Source organism: Paenibacillus sp. AD87 (assembly GCF_001659845.1).
GTDB lineage: Bacteria > Bacillota > Bacilli > Paenibacillales > Paenibacillaceae > Paenibacillus > Paenibacillus marchantiae.
In genome coordinates this window covers 1-18,179 of record NZ_LXQN01000007.1, presented here as the reverse complement: position 1 = coordinate 18,179, position 18,179 = coordinate 1, and the positions used below count along the sequence as shown (strand labels likewise).

Below are 18,179 nucleotides of genomic sequence, written 5' to 3'. Positions count from 1 at the left end.
GCTTATGGAGCTGTCTCCAGGAATTTCGCCGTCGGGTTTTTGTCCATTGCGGTTCTCATCGCGTATTCATTTTCGAACAGGACAACATAATTACCCTTTTTATCTTTCACCAGGGTGGAGTTGATCCGGAATTTACTTGGGTCCAAGTTCTCGTCCACGATCCAGCGCGCGAATTGATAAGGCATGCGCTGCAATTGCACGTCTACCCCATACTCGCCCTTCATCCGGTATTCGAATACTTCGAACTGGAGTTGACCAATTACGCCGAGAATGGTCTCGTCGAAACTTACGGTCTGGAACACCTGAATGGTTCCTTCCTCCGTCAACTGGTCAATCCCTTTTTGGTACTGTTTATGTTTCAACGCATTTTTTACGGTAACTTTGGCGAAAATCTCTGGTGAGAATGTTGGCAATTCCTCAAATATAACTTCGCTGCCTTGGCTCAGTGAATCTCCAATCCGGAAGATACCTGGGTCGAACAAACCGATAATATCGCCTGCATACGCCTCTTCCACAATATCCCGGTCTTGTGCCAGGAACTGCTGTGGTTGGGACAACTTGATCTCTTTGCCCACACGGTTATGCTTCACACTCATCCCACGTTGGAACTTGCCTGACACAATACGCAGGAACGCAATACGATCGCGGTGTGCAGGGTTCATGTTCGCCTGGATTTTGAAGACATAACCGCTGAATTTCTCATTCGTCGGCTGAATCTCTCCTGCTGTACTACGACGAGGTTCAGGCTTCGGTGCGAGTTGCAGGAAATTCTCCAAAAACGTCTGCACGCCGAAATTATTGATGGCACTACCGAAGAATATAGGTGTCAGTTCCCCACGCTGTACTTTCTCCATGTCGAACTGGTCTCCCGCTACATCAAGCAGTTCCAGGTCCTGACACAATTGATCATGCAGATACTCCCCTGCCATCTCGCGGATAATCGGATCTTTGTAGCCATCTACTTTTTGTACTCTAATGGTCGAATGATCGTCCCCTTGGAACAATTCCACCTGATTTTTCATTCGGTCATATACACCGCACAGCTCGCGACCTGTACCAATCGGCCAGTTCATCGGTACAGAGCGGATACCCAGTACATTTTCGAGTTCTTCCATCAGATCAAACGGGCTTTGGCCTTCACGATCCAGCTTGTTTATGAACGTAAAGATGGGAATACCACGCTTCGCACAAACCTGGAACAATTTGATCGTCTGTGCCTCGACGCCTTTCGCTACGTCAATCAACATCACCGCGCTATCCGCAGCTGTCAGTGTACGATAAGTATCTTCACTGAAGTCCTGGTGACCTGGTGTATCCAGAATATTGACACGATGATCCAGATAATCAAACTGCATGACGGAAGATGTAACCGAGATCCCCCGTTGCTTCTCAATTTCCATCCAGTCACTTGTTGCATGTTTGCTTGCTTTCCGAGCTTTTACTGTACCGGCAAGACGAATCGCGCCCCCGAACAGCAACAGTTTCTCGGTCAATGTCGTTTTACCCGCATCCGGGTGAGAGATAATGGCAAACGTCCGGCGTTTGTCCACTTCCTGTTGAAGAATGTTATCTGCAGCTTTGCTCATAGATTCTATCCCTTTCGTCCGTTCATTCACGTTAATCCGGCGAGGCCGGTCTACCATTCAATCTTTATGCAATCCGGCTATGCCGGTTGATTGTACATTCGCATTTCGCATATTAGGCAATTAAGCATCCTATGTTAATTTTACACATTTACAACGGAGTTCATCCTCCCTAAGCATTGTGCTTCCATTCATGCCGTAGACCTGATTTTAGTATCCAACTTTCCTATTGTACCATAATCTTTACCGAAAATAACCGATTACGTACAGCAGATTCTTCTCTTTTCCGATTGCAAAAAAAGAGCACCCTTCCGCCATCATTATGGCATCCAGGTACTCATTATTCATTCCGCTTGCCGCTATTAGAAAATTAATGCGTCCAGTGCGTATTGTCCTCCACCTGTCAAAGCTAGTGCTACACCAACCACCAGGATTGCAAGGTTATATTCAAATCCGTTTTGCGTGGACCAGTATCCGTTCGCACCATGAACCTTCACAATCGCAATAACCATAGTCAGAGCGATCAGAACGCCGCCTACCGGTGTGAGCAGACCCAGAGCCAGCAGCAATCCGCCACCGAATTCAGCCAGCCCTGCCAGTAACGCAACCAATGCGCCGGGTTTCATCCCCATCGATTCAAACCAGCCGCCCGTTCCCTTGATTCCATATCCCCCGAACCATCCAAACAATTTCTGAGCCCCGTGCGCCATGAACGACAATCCAATCACCAAACGAATCAACAACAATCCTACATCCAACATTTTCTTTTCCTCCATTCAATATATACAAAATAGTATTCTTAGATTAAAGATATTATGCTAAATTTTTTTCTTCATGAATGTATTTCGTAACCCCTTCACGTGGTTCACATTTTATCTCATGAATAATGTACGTTTCCGATTCGTCATCGGGTTTCGTATGTCTTTGCGTAATCTCTTCATCTCTTGAGTTGAGTATAAGTTATATACTTACTTTTTGTCAATAACTTATTTTATTATATGTAAACTTTTACATCCCACACTTCTCCATCGTAAAAAAGACCTGACAAGAGCGCATCTCTGCGTTCTTCCCAAGCCTTATTTATAACAGTGTTAGTCTTATCACCAATAAAATGACTTCGCTCTAATAAAATCCCTGCCACTCATAAGTGATACTCCCGCGATTAATTGTTCACTTGCCAGACGACACTGTCTTCGTCCTGACCGTTCACCGGCCACCAGTGGAACCCATCCTGCTCCAGCAGTTTGCCTGTTGCTTCAGGCCCCCACGTACCTGCTGGATACGTATGCAGCTCACCGTGATTTTTCGCCCAAGCCGCCGCAATCCGGTCAACGAAGGACCACGCTGTAGCAACTTCATCCCAACGGGTAAAGTAGGTGGAGTCTCCTTCTGCCGCATCATGCAGCAGACGTTCATACGCCTCCGGCGAGTTGATTCCAATCATGCAGCTCTGACAGAAGTCCATCGCCAGCGGCTGAATCTCGGAGTCAGAACCCGGCTTCTTGGCATTGATTTTAATATAAATACCTTCCATTGGATTTACCCGAATGACGAGCAAATTCGGCTCCAGTTTATACTTTTTTCCCAAATACACGTTACTCGGCATAGATTTGAATTCTACCACAATCTCGGTCGTTTTCACCGGAAGGCGCTTGCCTGTCCGAATATAGAATGGCACACCTGCCCAGCGGAAATTATCTACAAATACACGTGCGGCAAAATAAGTTTCCGTATTGGATTCAGGATCAACCTTGTCCTCCTGGCGATAACCGGGAAGCTGCTTACCACGATACTCCCCTTCGGTATACTGCCCGCGCACAACATTAGTACTCACTTCTTCATTCGAGGTGAACGCACGCAGAGAACGCAGTACCTTACCCTTCTCATCACGGATGTCCTCCGGGAACAAACGGCTTGGTGGCTCCATGGCAATCATCGTCAGCATCTGCAGCATATGGTTCTGTCCCATATCACGCAATGCTCCCGAATGATCGTAGTATCCACCACGTTCTTCCACACCAACCGTCTCTCCCAGGGTAATCTGAACGTTTGCAATATGTTTATTGTTCCAAAGCGGCTCGAAAAAGGCATTACCAAAGCGAATCACTTCGATATTCTGAACCATTTCCTTGCCCAGATAGTGGTCAATCCGATAAATCTCTTCCTCACGGAACACTTCACGGATCTGCTCATTCAGATGCTCCGCAGATTGCAGATCATATCCAAATGGTTTCTCAATCACAAGTCGATTCCACCCGCGACTCTCCAGCATTCCACCATCCCGTAAACTATATGACACACTGCCAAACAACTCTGGTGCCAGGGCCAGATAGAACAGACGGTTACCCGGTGTGTTAAACTTCGCTTCCAAACTCTCTGTCTGCTCACGTAATTCTTTGAAACCGTCCACGTTATTGATATCTAGTGATTTATACTCAAAATGTTCGACAAAAGCGTTCCACTCATCGGGTTCCCCCGCTGGATAGCGGCAGAACTCCTTAATGGATTCATAGATGTCTTCCCGGAATTCTTCTGGTGACCTCGGACGACGCGCTACACCAATAACCGCAAAGTCTTCGGCTAATTTACCTTCGCGGTAGAGACTGTAGATAGCCGGAAACAGCTTCCGGCGGGCCAAATCACCCGTTGCTCCAAAAATGAAAAATACTGCACCTGGTGTCTGCACTTCATCTTGCATTTGTTTTTCGACCATGGGCTCCTCTTTCTTTCCGGGAAGACATCTCCACACTCTCCCCGAGCTATGTAATGGTGTTATATACGCAACATACAACCGTCAATTACCAGCAAATTTCCTTCTTGGATGTGATGCCATTTTAGCATAAAGCCCCATGGGTTGCACTAATTTTCCTGAGAAATGTTATCAATATTTTTCCACAATTCATGGAAATTTCATCTATAAAAATTCATGATCAAACTTATAAATCTGCTTTAATATTGCATTAATATTCAATCGTGATCACCGGGAAACCTACTGTAACTCGATTGGTCCCCTTTTCATCATCCTGATGGACCGCCAGCTGCATGTTCAAGAGATGCGTACCGCTTTTAATCACTATGGGCAAATCCGATGCCTCATATGACACGCTGGCAGTGCTGTTATCCGTATAACGTTCTATCGCTTGCATATTCATATCTCCAGACAGCTGTTGCTCGATTTGCTGCAATTGACTGCTGGCGCCACTTTCCATTGCTCCTGTGCCCTGCACAGCGAAATTCCATGCCGCTTTCATTCCGGAGTCTGTGAGCAACTGGGATACTTGTTCATGTAATGTGATCAATAAACGTTGGTCCGTATGTTCATTGCCTGATAACTGGACGATCGCGTAGTATTCATTTTCCCCCGTAACGACAACATTGACCAGAATGCCTGCTTGCTGAGCATCAGCAACCATCTCACTACGATAAACATCATGCCCCGTCTGAACACCGCGTTCAGGCTGTTGCAATCCTAGCTGATGAGCAAGCAGCTCCGCCTGGTCTTTTGCATCTCCACGGCCTTCCCCTTGCCATTTAATGACTAAACGCTCCACATGATCGATTGCTGTATCGGCGGTCTTCATCAATTGTTCCAGCTTGCCTGCTTCGGATTCCGTCTTCTCAGCGTACACATGAGTCATGCCTACAAGTATAATGATTGCTAATGCGAGTGTGCCTACTGTCATCCATCGATTTAACATTCGAATCCTCCGCTCTTTCTTACATTCTATGAATCTATCAACAGCATGCCCCCATTACTCATTTGCTAAACTTCTTTTTGGCACACAAAAAAAGCCCTATCCACCATCTTCATGGCTGATCGGACCTTATATCATCTTATGGCAGAATAGACTTTCGAATCGTGCTCCACCGATTTCTTAACTTCACCTTATCTACTCAGTAAAACCATAGTGCATGCCTCAACGTTCACGCACTTCTTTTTCTATTCCGCAAGTCCATTCTTATAAGCATAGATGGCTGCCTGTGTACGGTCATCCACGCCCAATTTTGCTAGTATGTTCGTGACATGGAATTTGACTGTCTTGATCCCGATAATGAGATCATCTGCGATGTCCTGGTTCGATTTGCCTTTAGCAACTAACCGGAGTACATCCATCTCCCGATCAGTCAATTCATCATGAGCTGGTGCCACTGCCTGCGGCTGTCGGAAACGATTCATCATTTTGGACGCCACTTGTGATTCCAGAACCGATTGCCCCCGAGCTGCAGCGCGGATCGCATCTGCCACCTCATTGGCTCTCGATGTTTTCAGCAGATAACTGAAGGCTCCTGCCTCAATAACCGGATACATTTTTTCATCATCCAGATAACTGGTCAGTACAATGACCTTGCATTCCGGATACATTTTGAGCAGCTGCCGGGTGGCTTCAATTCCGTCCATCCCTTCCATGACGAGATCCATCAGGACAACATCAGGTTTATACTCCTGTGCCAAGCGAATACCTTCCTCACCGCTACCCGCTTCCCCCACCACTTCAATGCCATCTTCGGTATCCAGGACCGCAGCGAGGCCAATGCGTACCATCTCATGATCATCCACGAGCAACACTTTGATCGACGTTTCCGCTTCCGTCTCCGTTTCTATTCCCGTCTCCATTGACATGTTCTTCCTCGCTTTCATCGTTCATCAAAGGTATTGTAATCTCAATTCGTGTTCCTTTGCCCGGCGCCGTCACAAATTGAATGGCTCCGCCAATTTCAGTCACACGCTCACGCATATTGGTCAGACCATAGGAGGCCTGTTTCTGATCGTCGAGATCAAATCCCTGACCATCATCACGAATCAGTACCCGAATGGCATCTATCCGGCGCTGAAGTCGAATTTCCATCTTTTCTGCCTTCGCATGACGTAATGTATTGGACATCGCTTCCTGAACAATACGGAACAGATGATTCTCAATGCCTTTGATCAAATGAATGTCTTCATCCATTTCGAGCACAATGTCCATAGGTACTTTTGTTTTCAACTCCATCACAAGATCACGTAAACCTTGTTCGAGATGTTTACCCTCCAGGTAGACAGGTCGCAAATGTAATAGCAACGCCCGCATCTCAGATTGAGCTACCGAAGCCATCTCTTCAATCAGGGCCACCTGCCGCTGGGCACGTGCAAAATCCTTTTCCATTCTTCGTCCAACCGCTGTTGCGGTCATGGAAATGGCGAACAACTGTTGCGACACGGCATCATGCAATTCTCGTGCCAACCGCTGCCGTTCCTCCACAATGGCCGTTATTCTGGCTTGTTCAGCAAGCTGTGCATTATGAGTAGACAATCGCTGGAGCGAAGATACCTGATCTTCCCACTTTTTTCCGATACGTCCAAGCTGCTCACTTAATCGCCCGACATCATCAATGCCGAGGTCCGGCACAGTACGTGAAAGTGACCCCTTTTCCCATTGCAGCAGCGTCTCTCTCAATAGTTCAAGCCTTCGTTTGACCCGGTAACTCTGATAGAAGCCGAAGGCCGCACCCATACCGACCAAGAGCAGCAGTAACGCTAGACCCGATTGAATCAGATGTCTCCATCCAGCAAACGGAGCAAGATAACCATATGTATACAATACATACAAGATTACAATGAGCACAATGAAAACAAGGAGGATCCCTTCACCCATACTTCGGGTTACCATGTCGGTATGTCGTTTTGTCTTCATCCGGGTCTCCTCCTTCTTCACCTATTTAACTTATTACGGATTACTGATGTTTAGGTCGCCAACAATATAAGAAATGACAAATTTTGCTTTATGTTCACTGGACTCATATCCAGGAGTTCTCCATACCAATTTGTTCATCATGCCACTATCCTGCTCTCCATTCAGGCTAATCCGTCCAAAGAGTACCGATGCCTCAATTTCAACACCATAATCTTCAGGCAGTATCAGACGAACATTCCCCATAACTCCCTGCAAAAGTACAATCGTTTGTTTCTCTTCCGGGAGGGAAAGTGACAGATCTGCATTAATCTCACCCATGGCATGCCATAGGCTCATACTCCGCAATGTCCATGGTGTTTGATCCCAATAGTACCGAGCCATGAAGTTTTGCTTGCGCATGATATTCCCATCTAGATGAATCTTTTTGTTTTTGGAATAAAAATAGGCCAGCGAAGCCAGTACAATCAAAAATACAATCATTAGATTATCAAGCAACAACAGTGCGGCACCGATACCGAGGTATCGATAACCTTTGTGTGTGTCCCCCTTACGAACTTGTACCATACCTATCGTTAACAGAATCAGTGCGGCGACGGTCAGTAAGTTAATATTTCGGTTCAGTAACATCAGCATGCCGATCACAATGATTACAACAGCAAGCCATTGCCCCTTCTTATTCATCTCTGCCGCACCTCCTCTGTAAGTTAATCTTCCCAATTCGACGGAAAAGCCATATCAGGCTTTGAACACCTGTATGGCTTAACCTTTGTTCTAGAAACCGTTCTTTATTCACGATTTATAGAATATCATATTGTCTGCTGAGCGAACAGTTATTCTTTTGAAGTACCGCCCGTTTCATTTTTGGCACCATTGCCAATTTTGTTTTTCAGAGCTTGCAGCTGTTGATCCACTTTGAATTGCTTTTCGGTATCTACAGGGTTAGTGTACGTAGATTGTGTATTACGATAAGGTGCACGGCTCACATCAGCTTCAGCTTCCATTTGCATGATTTTCTCTTCCATGCGGTGGAATCCAAGGGATGCACCACCACTCTCGATGGAGTGCAAGCTGTTGATTTGAGACATTTGTTTTTTGGCTTTCGCCATCTGTGCACGGGATACGAGTTCATTACGTTTGTTACGCATTTTGTAGAACTCATCTTTCATGTCATGCAGCTGTTGCAGCAAATCTTTGGCTTGAGCTTCAGATTGAGCATGAAGTTCTCTGTACTCCGTAATTTTTTGATCGAAGTAGATTTTCTCTTCCAGCAATTTACGAGCCACTTCTTCCTGACCATTAGCCAGTGCAGCCTCTGCCTGAGACTCACGTTGTACCGATGTACGTTCTGCTTCGTCCAGACGCTGTTTCATGCGACGCTCATTCGCCATTTGTTTGGCAACTGTTACCTCTGCCTCATGAATTTCAGCCTCCATGTCACGCAAGTACTGGTTCAACATTACAATCGGGTCTTCCACTTTATCCAACATATCATTTACCGACGCTTTAGTCATATCCTTAATCCGTTTAAATACTCCCATTTTACTTTTCTCCCTTCTCGTAACGAGATAATTTTTGGCGAAGCTCTTCAACTTCTTTTTTCAATGCTTTTTTCTCAATATCTTTCATCATGGAATCAAGTTCACTTTCTTGCTGTGACCCTGCTCCGTAAGCGTTATTGTCGTAAGAACGTGGACCAGACTGAGGTCTGCTGTTGTATCCTGGGCCAGGACCGAAATTACCTGGACCTTGATTATGGTTGTTTTGGAAAGGACCTCTTGGCGGCTCGTGATCAAAGTTGTTGTATCCTCTACCAGCTCCAGGACCAGGGCCCGGACCATAGCCGTATGGATCATAAGGTGGATATGGCTCTTTTGGCACCACCAGTGCTGCGATGAAGTAGATTAACAACGACGTGCCGCCAGTTACGAAGATACTGATGACGAAGATGATACGCAGCAAGGTTGAATCCATGCCGATCGACTCGGATATACCACCACATAATCCTGTCAACATCCGGTCACGCGTTGAGCGATATAATTTGCTCATGTGCTTACTCCTTTCGTTTACTTGTATCCTCTTACGTGATCAGCACCATAAGTGTATGGATCAGCGTGATAGGGTTCTTTTGGCACTACCAATGCAGCGATGAAGTAGATCAACAATGATGTACCCCCCGTAGCGAAAATACTGATGAAGAAAATGATACGCAGCAGCGTGGAACTAAATCCAAGATTTTCAGATATGCCGCCAATCAAACCTGTCAGCATACGATTACGCGATGAGCGGTAAAGTTTATTCATGTGTCTACTCCTTTCTGTCATTGTTCAGCTTTTGTTTAAGCCGTTCCAGTTCTTTGTCCAGCGTAGAGGATGACATGGTGCCAGACGTACCTGACCCATCCTGACTCATCCGCCGCAAATCCCGGAGACTTTGTGCCTCATATTCGAGATCAGAAACCTGATCGTCCAGCCGGTTGAACATACGGGGTACATTCTGACCGTTGTAGTGACCTCTCTGATTCATTCGTTGCTGCAATTGAATCGTCTGCATACGAGCGTAGTAATATTGGCGTTTGCTGTATACATTTTGATACTCCACTTTCAGTTGGTCGATCTGTTCGTCCAGTTCCTGTAAAGCCGCATTGCTTTGTGCGTACAATTCATTGTATTGCTCCATTTTTTCCTCGTGGAGGATTTTCTCCTGTAAAGCAAGTTTAGCTAAATGCTCCTCGCCTGCTTTCAGAGCCATGGAAGCTTGTTCTTCCCGTTTGTGTACCATACCTGCTGCCTGATCCGCTTGTTGTTTCATTTGTCTGGTATGGCTTGCATATTGATGACGAAGCTTCTCGGCTTCACCGATGTCTTGGCGGGTCGAGACCAGAAACTGATCAATCAGTTTGACTGGATCCTGACTTTGCTCCAGATGTTCGTTTAAATTAGCTACGGTAATGTCCCGCATTCGACGAAATACACTCATTTTGTCTGTCCTCCTTATCATAATCGTGAAAGCTTAGTAACGGCCACGACGACTGCGATTATTACTCAACATGGAGAATCCGAAGATGATTAACCCAATCGCGATGATCGGTCCGATCAGCCAGGCTAGTTTACCCAGCAATGAGAGGATACCGATGAAGAGAACAATCCATCCAAGCAGTACATTTCCTCGTTTAACTCCGTAGTAGCCAAGTGCAATCATCAGGATCGGAATTAGATAACCCATTAAATGTCCCAGTAGAGGAGTTAACTTCCCGAAGAGGAGGAGTGCACCCAATGCAATCAGTACAACCGCCCAGCCATTTCCTTTATTCCATCTCATAATTATTGTTCACCACCCTTTCGGTTCGTTAATTTTGGTTTGTGTGTTTGTTCGTTTGTTTCTTGTTTAACCTTATGTCCTTATTCTAGGGGAAACTGCGACTTTTCAAAACAGACCGTGGACGGTTTTTCATCCTAGACTCAGGTCGGGGATCGGGTTGGACCTTTGACTGTCCCTGGATCAGACCATTGGCCACTATACCGAATAAAGGCCTTAAATATCCCTTATTACCCTTCTTCAAAGCCGTTTCACCCCGTATGAATACGACGTCCATACCTCTTATCTACGTTCTCCCTCGACTGACGTTTCCCATTATGCCTTCCATTAAAGATAAAACGACCTCAATTATAATTTGAACGATTTCATGATCTTCATTTCCACTTGAATTTTTATTACTTTTTTATCCAAATAAACAAAATTTAGATTGTTCTATATGTAAGCGTTTACTAAAATAGAAAGTGTTACTAATCCAAAAGTCAGGAGTGGACCTGTGCGATCATTCAGCTATCTACATAAAATGATAGTCTTCGGAATCTTGTTAAGTACCCTGCCCATTCTGTTGACGGGAATCGCCGCTTTTATCTATTCTTCAAAACAATCAGAGCTGCATCGTGCTCAAGCCAATAAACAACTGTTAATCCAAATGCAAACCAACGTGGAGCACAAACTTGCAACCGTAAGCTACATGCTCGATCAGGCCGTTCGGTCACCGGACACGCTCCATTCGCTAACTTCATCATCCTCGGTTCAGGGCACCGGGCCTTTGTTTGCTGAGAAGTTACAGACCGAATTCAAGAATATGAGATCATGGGAGCCTCTAATGGATATTACACTCGTAAATCAGACCGAGGATTGGCTTATCGATCATGCTGGCCTGTACCTGAATACTGATTTTCCAATGGCTCTGCCCATGAAAGACTTGTTATCGAACACACTCACATCCGGTTGGCAGCTTACACCATCATCCGTGTTTAACAATAATGAACGCCCGATGAATTCAGGCTGCATTTACCATATTGCACTCGCCAGATCGATACCCGATGTAAATGTTTCTTCTGACGCTGCCCTGATTGCGGGAATTCCCGCATGTTCACTGCAAAAACCACTGGAAGAGGATTCACCAGACAGCTCTAAGGCCGGACTAATCATTTTGAATCGTGAACAACGCATCATGGTCCACCCCGATCCCAAATATATTGGTCAGCCATTGGCTGCAGCAGGAATAAAAGATAGCGAATCCGGTACCAATCTTAGCGAGCTGTTATCTATCCGTGGATTCGCTGCCTCTTCAGGCCAACGGGAGGTACGTATTGCAGATACACGTTACTCGCTGTCCTATACGCATTCTTCTCTAAAAGGGTGGACATATATTCTCATTTCGCCTACGAATATTCTTACTCACGAGTATGTTCAAATTGGGTTGCACACCATGTATATCAGTGTCGCTATGCTACTGCTTTCACTGTTGCTCTCATGGGCAGGTTCGAGAAGAATGGTTATACCCATACGCAAGCTTCTCGTACAACTTGGTGATAAACGCTTATCCAAAGGTAACTTGGAGACCAATTCTACCCTTCATATGGATGAATTTGAGCAAATCAGAGCCGGCGTTTCACAGCTATCTGCTTCTCGATCCCAACTTGAAAGCAAATTGAATCAATATAAGTTGCAGATCCGCACTCATTTTCTAATCAACCTGCTTCTGGGAAAAAATGCTCCATCGACTCTTCATGACACACTCAGAGAGAATGGTTATGGTTCACAGCTTCAAGAATGGCAACAAATAGCCGTCATTGCAATCCAGGCTGATCTTATGAATCACACCAAATATCATGCCAAGGATCGTGATCTGTTGCTGTTTGCCGTTCAGAATATACTGGAGGAGAGTGTTTATGCAGAACAACAGTTACTTCCTGTCGTATATGAACAAGCCGTCATTACAATTATCGGTACCCCTGAGCAAGATCATGTTCGTTTTTCACAGCATCTGTATACGTTAACGGAACAGCTACAACATCAAATCAGTGGGATCCTTAGTCTCCAGGTAAGCATTGGTTTTAGTCAGCCCCACGCCTCCCTATTTCAGATACCGCAGGCTTATACGGAGGCCCTTGAAGCGCTCAAGCATCGAATGAAACTGGGAGCAGGCATCATCTTTCAATTTGAGGCGATCGATAATCGTACCTCCCATTGGGCACTGCCATATCCAGAATCACTGGAGTATACGCTGATTCAGGCTATCCAAAATGCCGATGAAGCCCAGGCCTCCTCTCACCTCCATCAGTTGCTTGAAGTGCTGTTCGGCATGGAATGTACACCGGAAGAATATCAGGTAGCACTTACCCGATTGTTAACACATATTTTGCAGATGATGCAGGAATCCGGTATACGATTGGGACAGATCTCCAAAGGCCATGGGTCTATCTTCAATGAACTTCATGCTCTACAGTACGCAGCTGAGGTTGAGCAATGGTTTAACAATCATATCATCACACCGATCATTCTCATTTTGAAAGAAAGACAGTACACCCAATATCAGCACATATCCGAGAAAATGATTGCCATCATCCAGCAAGAATACGATAAGGATCTGACGTTGGAGGAATGCGCATCCAGACTTCACTACAATGCCAACTACCTAAGTAGTGTGTTCCGCAAAGAGACAGGCTGTGCTTTCAGTGAGTATCTGACGAAGTACCGCTTCAGTATAGCTAAAAAGTGGCTTGACGAAAGCGAGCTAGCGGTCAAGGATATTGCCGCACGGCTTCGTTATAACAACCCGCAGAACTTTATCCGTTCTTTTCGAAAATGGGAAGGGATCACTCCTGGACAGTATAGGGAACGAAAGCAGAAGCCTGATCTATCCATAAAGCAGTAAACGGCTCTTTTGGGGATGAAGTACGAGGGTTATAACTATTTCTATCTATAGAAGAAGAACGTTTGTTATTTAGTCGAAGAATAAGTTGTTTTATATATGAACATCAAAAGGGAGCAGTATAACTGCTCCCTTTGCTCCCTTAAAATTTCATCTAAATTAATTATTGCTGAAATGGGTCTACTGTTACTTGGGCCGTACCACTTTCATATTCGGTTGCTCCAATTGAATCAGAATTTTACCGAACTTCCCTCCACGTGAGAATGTAACCATACCATCCTTGTAAGTGTCTCTAATATATTGCTCAGCCAGGGCAAGTGAACCTTCATCCGTTGGCAGTTCGTGCGTGCTAAGCCACTCCTGAAGCTTATCAACGACTTCCTCAACAGGCATCTCCATATAACTTGTTTCTTTAGTGATTAAGGTGGTGTAAGAATAATCTTTCAGGTACAGCAGCTGTTGTATATATCCCATATCTCCAGCGTTGTATGATGGATAGACACCTAGTACCTCTTTAAGCTCATCTATTAGTGTGTGCTCTCTCGATCCAGCCATCGTGCTGATATAAACATACTTTCGAGCAGTGCTGATCGCCTGTTCAATTGTTTCCCAATTCGAAATCGCCGGGCACATGGATGCAAATGCAAAATCATATTTCTTCTTCCAGCCTTTGTCCTGAATCGATATGTCCTCGAACCGCTCTGAAACGATATCAATACTGGATGTAAGGGATGCAGGAATTGTCTCCTTCATTAATGAAACTAACAGTTCAGAGGGCTCTACAGCTGTAACAGTCGCTCCTTTGGTTGCAAAAGGAATCGTAAATATGCCCGACGCTGCTCCAATGTCTAATATCGATAACCCGTCAAAACTCACTCCCTGATTTTCAATCCAGCCTATGATGCGTCCGGATCGCTGCTTTCCTTCTTCTGTAAACGACTGTTGATGATATTCTCTAGCCCATCGTTCAAAATGCTGATTTCGCGTCAAACGTTGCGCTCTTCATATTGTATATTGAAGCTGTGGACTGATTCTTCCACGCTTCTTCCCACACAGATAGATCGAATAATATTTCAGGATGCTTGGATATATGTTGTTCCTCAGACAAATTGCTTCACTCCATTTCTTTTATAAAATATAAATTCGCAAAAAGGATATTTTCTTGTTTTGATAAGCATCTTTTATATGAATTTAATAGAGCTATAATATCCGCAATTATTTGAAATAATATCAGAGCTTTATATATCTACAATATACTCATTGAAGTTATGCATCAATACATAAACAAAAATAACTTCATCTCCTTCTATAAGCCATAAGAAATTAGGGGATGAAATTGACGCAGTAGCACAGCAATTGAAAGGTCGCCAATTTACAGGTAAAGCAGTACTTTCAATCTAGAGATACCAGAATATCGCGTATTGTCCAAGCACATCATGCTGGATTCCCCCTCAGTAATAGTGTTGTGGTTACCTACGAGATTCATTCAGGAGCCCCTCTTTGCTTAACTGCCGCACGTTCATCTTCAATTCCACCAAATAAAAAAAAGCTCATTAGATTTTGCATCTAATGAGCTTTTCCTTACTTGCTTGAATACCGGCGAGAGGACTCGAACCTCCACGGTTTCCCACTCGATTTTGAGTCGAGCGCGTCTGCCATTCCGCCACGCCGGCATATGATGTTTTTATGAAAATATACTGGAGGCGCCACCCAGATTCGAACTGGGGATAAAGCTTTTGCAGAGCTGTGCCTTACCACTTGGCTATGGCGCCATATTTTGGAGCGGACGACGGGAATCGAACCCGCGACCCTCGCCTTGGCAAGGCGATGCTCTACCGCTGAGCCACGTCCGCATAATGGCTGGGGATATAGGATTTGAACCTATGCATGACGGAGTCAAAGTCCGTTGCCTTACCGCTTGGCTAATCCCCAAAAAACAAAAGGGCGATCGAGGGGAATTGAACCCCCGAATGCCGGATCCACAAACCGGTGCGTTAACCACTTCGCCACGACCGCCATAATACAATATGCTCTTAAAAGTTAATTGGCAGGGGCAGCAGGAATTGAACCCACACCAACGGTTTTGGAGACCGTTGTTCTACCTTTAAACTATGCCCCTAAAAACTGGTGGAGGATGATGGATTCGAACCACCGAACCCGTACGGGAGCAGATTTACAGTCTGATGCGTTTGGCCACTTCGCTAATCCTCCAGGATTACATGGTGCCGGCGAGAGGACTTGAACCCCCAACCTACTGATTACAAGTCAGTTGCTCTACCAGTTGAGCTACACCGGCGTATTAAGTTGTGATAAATGGTGGCTCGGGACGGAATCGAACCGCCGACACGAGGATTTTCAGTCCTCTGCTCTACCGACTGAGCTACCGAGCCACAATAAAGTTTAATCTCGAAACGTTACACTTTATCTAGGGCGTTCGGTGCCATATAGCAGATTTAGTGAACAGCTTCCTCATGTAAAGATTAAAATGGCGGAACCGACGGGATTCGAACCCGCGATCTCCTGCGTGACAGGCAGGCATGTTAGGCCAACTACACCACGGTTCCAGATCACTTTCTTGAAAGAAAGTATAATTGCGGGGGCAGGATTTGAACCTGCGGCCTTCGGGTTATGAGCCCGACGAGCTACCGGGCTGCTCCACCCCGCGTCGTTATTAAAAGTTATATGGTGGAGGCTGAGGGGATCGAACCCCCGACCCTCTGCTTGTAAGGCAGATGCTCTCCCAGCTGAGCTAAGCCTCCGAACAACACATTTATGATCTTATCATAAAACTGCTGTGAAAATCAACTTCTTTTTTTGAAGTTAGATATGACCCGTAGGGGATTCGAACCCCTGTTACCTCCGTGAAAGGGAGGTGTCTTAACCCCTTGACCAACGGGCCTTACTATGGCGGAGAGAGAGGGATTCGAACCCTCGAGACGCTTGTGGCGCCTACACGATTTCCAATCGTGCTCCTTCGGCCAACTCGGACACCTCTCCATATGGCTCCCCGAACAGGGCTCGAACCTGTGACAACTCGATTAACAGTCGAGTGCTCTACCAACTGAGCTATCAGGGAATATGCTTCAGAGATCATTCTCTGAAAACTAGATCCGAAACGAAATGTGCGATTTATAACTTGCATATTTGGATAAGCCCTCGACCGATTAGTACTGGTCAGCTCCATGCATTGCTGCACTTCCACCCCCAGCCTATCTACCTCGTCGTCTTCAAGGGGTCTTACATACTGGGAAATCTCATCTTGAGGGGGGCTTCACGCTTAGATGCTTTCAGCGCTTATCCCTTCCGTACATAGCTACCCAGCGGTGCTCCTGGCGGAACAACTGGTACACCAGCGGTACGTCCATCCCGGTCCTCTCGTACTAAGGACAGCTCCTCTCAAATTTCCTACGCCCACGACAGATAGGGACCGAACTGTCTCACGACGTTCTGAACCCAGCTCGCGTACCGCTTTAATGGGCGAACAGCCCAACCCTTGGGACCTACTTCAGCCCCAGGATGCGATGAGCCGACATCGAGGTGCCAAACCTCCCCGTCGATGTGGACTCTTGGGGGAGATAAGCCTGTTATCCCCAGGGTAGCTTTTATCCGTTGAGCGATGGCCCTTCCATGCGGTACCACCGGATCACTAAGCCCGACTTTCGTCCCTGCTCGACTTGTAGGTCTCGCAGTCAAGCTCCCTTATGCCTTTGCACTCTTCGAATGATTTCCAACCATTCTGAGGGAACCTTTGGGCGCCTCCGTTACTCTTTAGGAGGCGACCGCCCCAGTCAAACTGCCCACCTGACACTGTCCCCGCACCGGATTACGGTACCAGGTTAGAACCTAGATACGATCAGGGTGGTATCCCAACGGTGCCTCCACGCAAGCTGGCGCTCACGTTTCAAAGGCTCCCACCTATCCTGTACAGATCGTACCCAAATTCAATATCAAGCTGCAGTAAAGCTCCATGGGGTCTTTCCGTCTTGTCGCGGGTAACCTGCATCTTCACAGGTATTAAAATTTCACCGGATCTCTCGTTGAGACAGCGCCCAAGTCGTTACGCCATTCGTGCGGGTCAGAATTTACCTGACAAGGAATTTCGCTACCTTAGGACCGTTATAGTTACGGCCGCCGTTTACTGGGGGCTTCGGTTCACAGCTTCGGATTGCTCCTAACCGCTCCCCTTAACCTTCCAGCACCGGGCAGGCGTCAGCCCGTATACTTCGCCTTACGGCTTCGCACAGACCTGTGTTTTTGCTAAACAGTCGCTTGGGCCTTTTCACTGCGGCCCCCTCGTGCTATTCACACTACCGGGGCACCCCTTCTCCCGAAGTTACGGGGTCATTTTGCCGAGTTCCTTAACGAGAGTTCTTCCGCGCGCCTTAGAATTCTCTTCTCGCCTACCTGTGTCGGTTTGCGGTACGGGCACCATCACCTGGCTAGAGGCTTTTCTTGGCAGTGTGAGATCATGACCTTCGCTACTATAATTTTCGCTCCCCATCACAGCCCAGCCTTACGATGTGCGGATTTGCCTACACATCAGCCTCACTGCTTAGACGGACATCCATCAGTCCGCGTCACTACCCTGCTGCGTCCCCCCATTGCTCATAACGGCTTACGGTGGTACAGGAATTTCGACCTGTTGTCCTTCGACTACGCCTTTCGGCCTCGCCTTAGGTCCCGACTTACCCTGAGCGGACGAGCCTTCCTCAGGAACCCTTAGGCTTTCGG

14 protein-coding genes, 15 tRNA genes and 1 rRNA gene are annotated in these 18,179 nt (G+C 46.3%); 1 reads left to right on the top strand and 29 read right to left on the bottom strand.

The genetic code is table 11. From position 1 onward, the window contains the following. Positions 1-2 precede the first annotated feature (2 nt). The 12 genes from gpAD87_RS00205 to gpAD87_RS00150 all read right to left on the bottom strand — a co-directional run bounded on the left by gpAD87_RS00205 (position 3) and on the right by gpAD87_RS00150 (position 10,573). Complete coding sequence (locus gpAD87_RS00205) at positions 3-1,586, bottom strand: peptide chain release factor 3 (protein ID WP_063566161.1); 1,584 nt, start codon at positions 1,584-1,586, stop codon at positions 3-5. Positions 1,587-1,945: 359 nt separating this feature from the next. Beyond that, positions 1,946-2,344, bottom strand: a complete 399-nt coding sequence (locus gpAD87_RS00200) for a DoxX family protein (RefSeq protein ID WP_064635680.1) — start codon at positions 2,342-2,344, stop codon at positions 1,946-1,948. A gap of 401 nt (positions 2,345-2,745) precedes the next feature. Then, positions 2,746-4,296, bottom strand: a complete 1,551-nt coding sequence (zwf, locus tag gpAD87_RS00195; protein WP_064635679.1) for a glucose-6-phosphate dehydrogenase — start codon at positions 4,294-4,296, stop codon at positions 2,746-2,748. Between the two features lie 247 nt (positions 4,297-4,543). Next, a complete protein-coding gene (locus gpAD87_RS00190; protein WP_064635678.1) occupies positions 4,544-5,281 on the bottom strand; it encodes a YwmB family TATA-box binding protein in 738 nt (245 codons plus the stop codon). A gap of 242 nt (positions 5,282-5,523) precedes the next feature. Then, positions 5,524-6,198: a response regulator transcription factor gene (locus tag gpAD87_RS00185; RefSeq protein ID WP_090904561.1), complete on the bottom strand. Its 675-nt coding sequence runs from the start codon at positions 6,196-6,198 to the stop codon at positions 5,524-5,526. Beyond that, a complete protein-coding gene (locus gpAD87_RS00180) occupies positions 6,134-7,255 on the bottom strand; it encodes a sensor histidine kinase (protein WP_064635676.1) in 1,122 nt (373 codons plus the stop codon). The genes gpAD87_RS00185 and gpAD87_RS00180 overlap by 65 nt, the downstream gene beginning before the upstream one ends. 33 nt (positions 7,256-7,288) lie before the next feature. Further along, on the bottom strand, positions 7,289-7,936 hold the full coding sequence (gene liaF, locus gpAD87_RS00175) for a cell wall-active antibiotics response protein LiaF (RefSeq protein ID WP_064635675.1): 648 nt from the start codon (positions 7,934-7,936) through the stop codon (positions 7,289-7,291). Positions 7,937-8,085: 149 nt separating this feature from the next. Then, the gene (locus gpAD87_RS00170) at positions 8,086-8,793 is read right to left on the bottom strand and encodes a PspA/IM30 family protein (RefSeq protein WP_064635674.1); all 708 of its coding nucleotides are present in this window, start codon (positions 8,791-8,793) and stop codon (positions 8,086-8,088) included. A 1-nt stretch (position 8,794) separates the two neighbouring features. Continuing rightward, positions 8,795-9,301: a PspC domain-containing protein gene (locus tag gpAD87_RS00165; protein ID WP_063566168.1), complete on the bottom strand. Its 507-nt coding sequence runs from the start codon at positions 9,299-9,301 to the stop codon at positions 8,795-8,797. A gap of 17 nt (positions 9,302-9,318) precedes the next feature. Beyond that, the gene (locus tag gpAD87_RS00160; RefSeq protein WP_063566169.1) at positions 9,319-9,555 is read right to left on the bottom strand and encodes a PspC domain-containing protein; all 237 of its coding nucleotides are present in this window, start codon (positions 9,553-9,555) and stop codon (positions 9,319-9,321) included. A gap of 4 nt (positions 9,556-9,559) precedes the next feature. Then, complete coding sequence (locus gpAD87_RS00155) at positions 9,560-10,231, bottom strand: PspA/IM30 family protein (protein WP_063566170.1); 672 nt, start codon at positions 10,229-10,231, stop codon at positions 9,560-9,562. 33 nt (positions 10,232-10,264) lie between these two features. Beyond that, a complete protein-coding gene (locus tag gpAD87_RS00150) occupies positions 10,265-10,573 on the bottom strand; it encodes a LiaF transmembrane domain-containing protein (RefSeq protein WP_062324034.1) in 309 nt (102 codons plus the stop codon). A 517-nt stretch (positions 10,574-11,090) separates the two neighbouring features. Between gpAD87_RS00150 and gpAD87_RS00145 the strand changes: the two genes are divergently transcribed. Next, positions 11,091-13,451, top strand: coding sequence for a helix-turn-helix domain-containing protein (locus gpAD87_RS00145; RefSeq protein WP_082934954.1), 2,361 nt, complete (start codon positions 11,091-11,093; stop codon positions 13,449-13,451). 183 nt (positions 13,452-13,634) lie between these two features. On the opposite strand, the gene gpAD87_RS00140 is transcribed toward gpAD87_RS00145, so the two are convergent. The 17 genes from gpAD87_RS00140 to gpAD87_RS00060 form a co-directional block, all read right to left on the bottom strand. Further along, positions 13,635-14,438, bottom strand: coding sequence for a class I SAM-dependent methyltransferase (locus tag gpAD87_RS00140; RefSeq protein WP_082934953.1), 804 nt, complete (start codon positions 14,436-14,438; stop codon positions 13,635-13,637). Between the two features lie 604 nt (positions 14,439-15,042). Further along, positions 15,043-15,121, bottom strand: a tRNA-Leu gene (locus tag gpAD87_RS00135). Between the two features lie 25 nt (positions 15,122-15,146). Continuing rightward, positions 15,147-15,220: transfer RNA gene (locus gpAD87_RS00130), tRNA-Cys, on the bottom strand. A 6-nt stretch (positions 15,221-15,226) separates the two neighbouring features. Then, positions 15,227-15,301: transfer RNA gene (locus gpAD87_RS00125), tRNA-Gly, on the bottom strand. A 4-nt stretch (positions 15,302-15,305) separates the two neighbouring features. Further along, a tRNA-Gln gene (locus gpAD87_RS00120) sits at positions 15,306-15,380 on the bottom strand. Between the two features lie 11 nt (positions 15,381-15,391). After that, positions 15,392-15,464: transfer RNA gene (locus gpAD87_RS00115), tRNA-His, on the bottom strand. A gap of 29 nt (positions 15,465-15,493) precedes the next feature. Continuing rightward, positions 15,494-15,567: transfer RNA gene (locus gpAD87_RS00110), tRNA-Trp, on the bottom strand. A gap of 6 nt (positions 15,568-15,573) precedes the next feature. Beyond that, positions 15,574-15,659, bottom strand: a tRNA-Tyr gene (locus gpAD87_RS00105). A 9-nt stretch (positions 15,660-15,668) separates the two neighbouring features. Continuing rightward, positions 15,669-15,744: transfer RNA gene (locus tag gpAD87_RS00100), tRNA-Thr, on the bottom strand. 18 nt (positions 15,745-15,762) lie between these two features. Continuing rightward, a tRNA-Phe gene (locus tag gpAD87_RS00095) sits at positions 15,763-15,838 on the bottom strand. A 96-nt stretch (positions 15,839-15,934) separates the two neighbouring features. After that, positions 15,935-16,012 (bottom strand) — tRNA-Asp (locus tag gpAD87_RS00090). A 27-nt stretch (positions 16,013-16,039) separates the two neighbouring features. After that, positions 16,040-16,113 (bottom strand) — tRNA-Met (locus gpAD87_RS00085). An 18-nt stretch (positions 16,114-16,131) separates the two neighbouring features. Next, positions 16,132-16,207 (bottom strand) — tRNA-Val (locus gpAD87_RS00080). Between the two features lie 68 nt (positions 16,208-16,275). Then, positions 16,276-16,347 (bottom strand) — tRNA-Glu (locus gpAD87_RS00075). Positions 16,348-16,353: 6 nt separating this feature from the next. Then, a tRNA-Ser gene (locus gpAD87_RS00070) sits at positions 16,354-16,445 on the bottom strand. A 3-nt stretch (positions 16,446-16,448) separates the two neighbouring features. Then, positions 16,449-16,524 (bottom strand) — tRNA-Asn (locus gpAD87_RS00065). Positions 16,525-16,592: 68 nt separating this feature from the next. After that, positions 16,593-18,179, bottom strand: a 23S ribosomal RNA gene (locus tag gpAD87_RS00060); the annotation flags it as partial.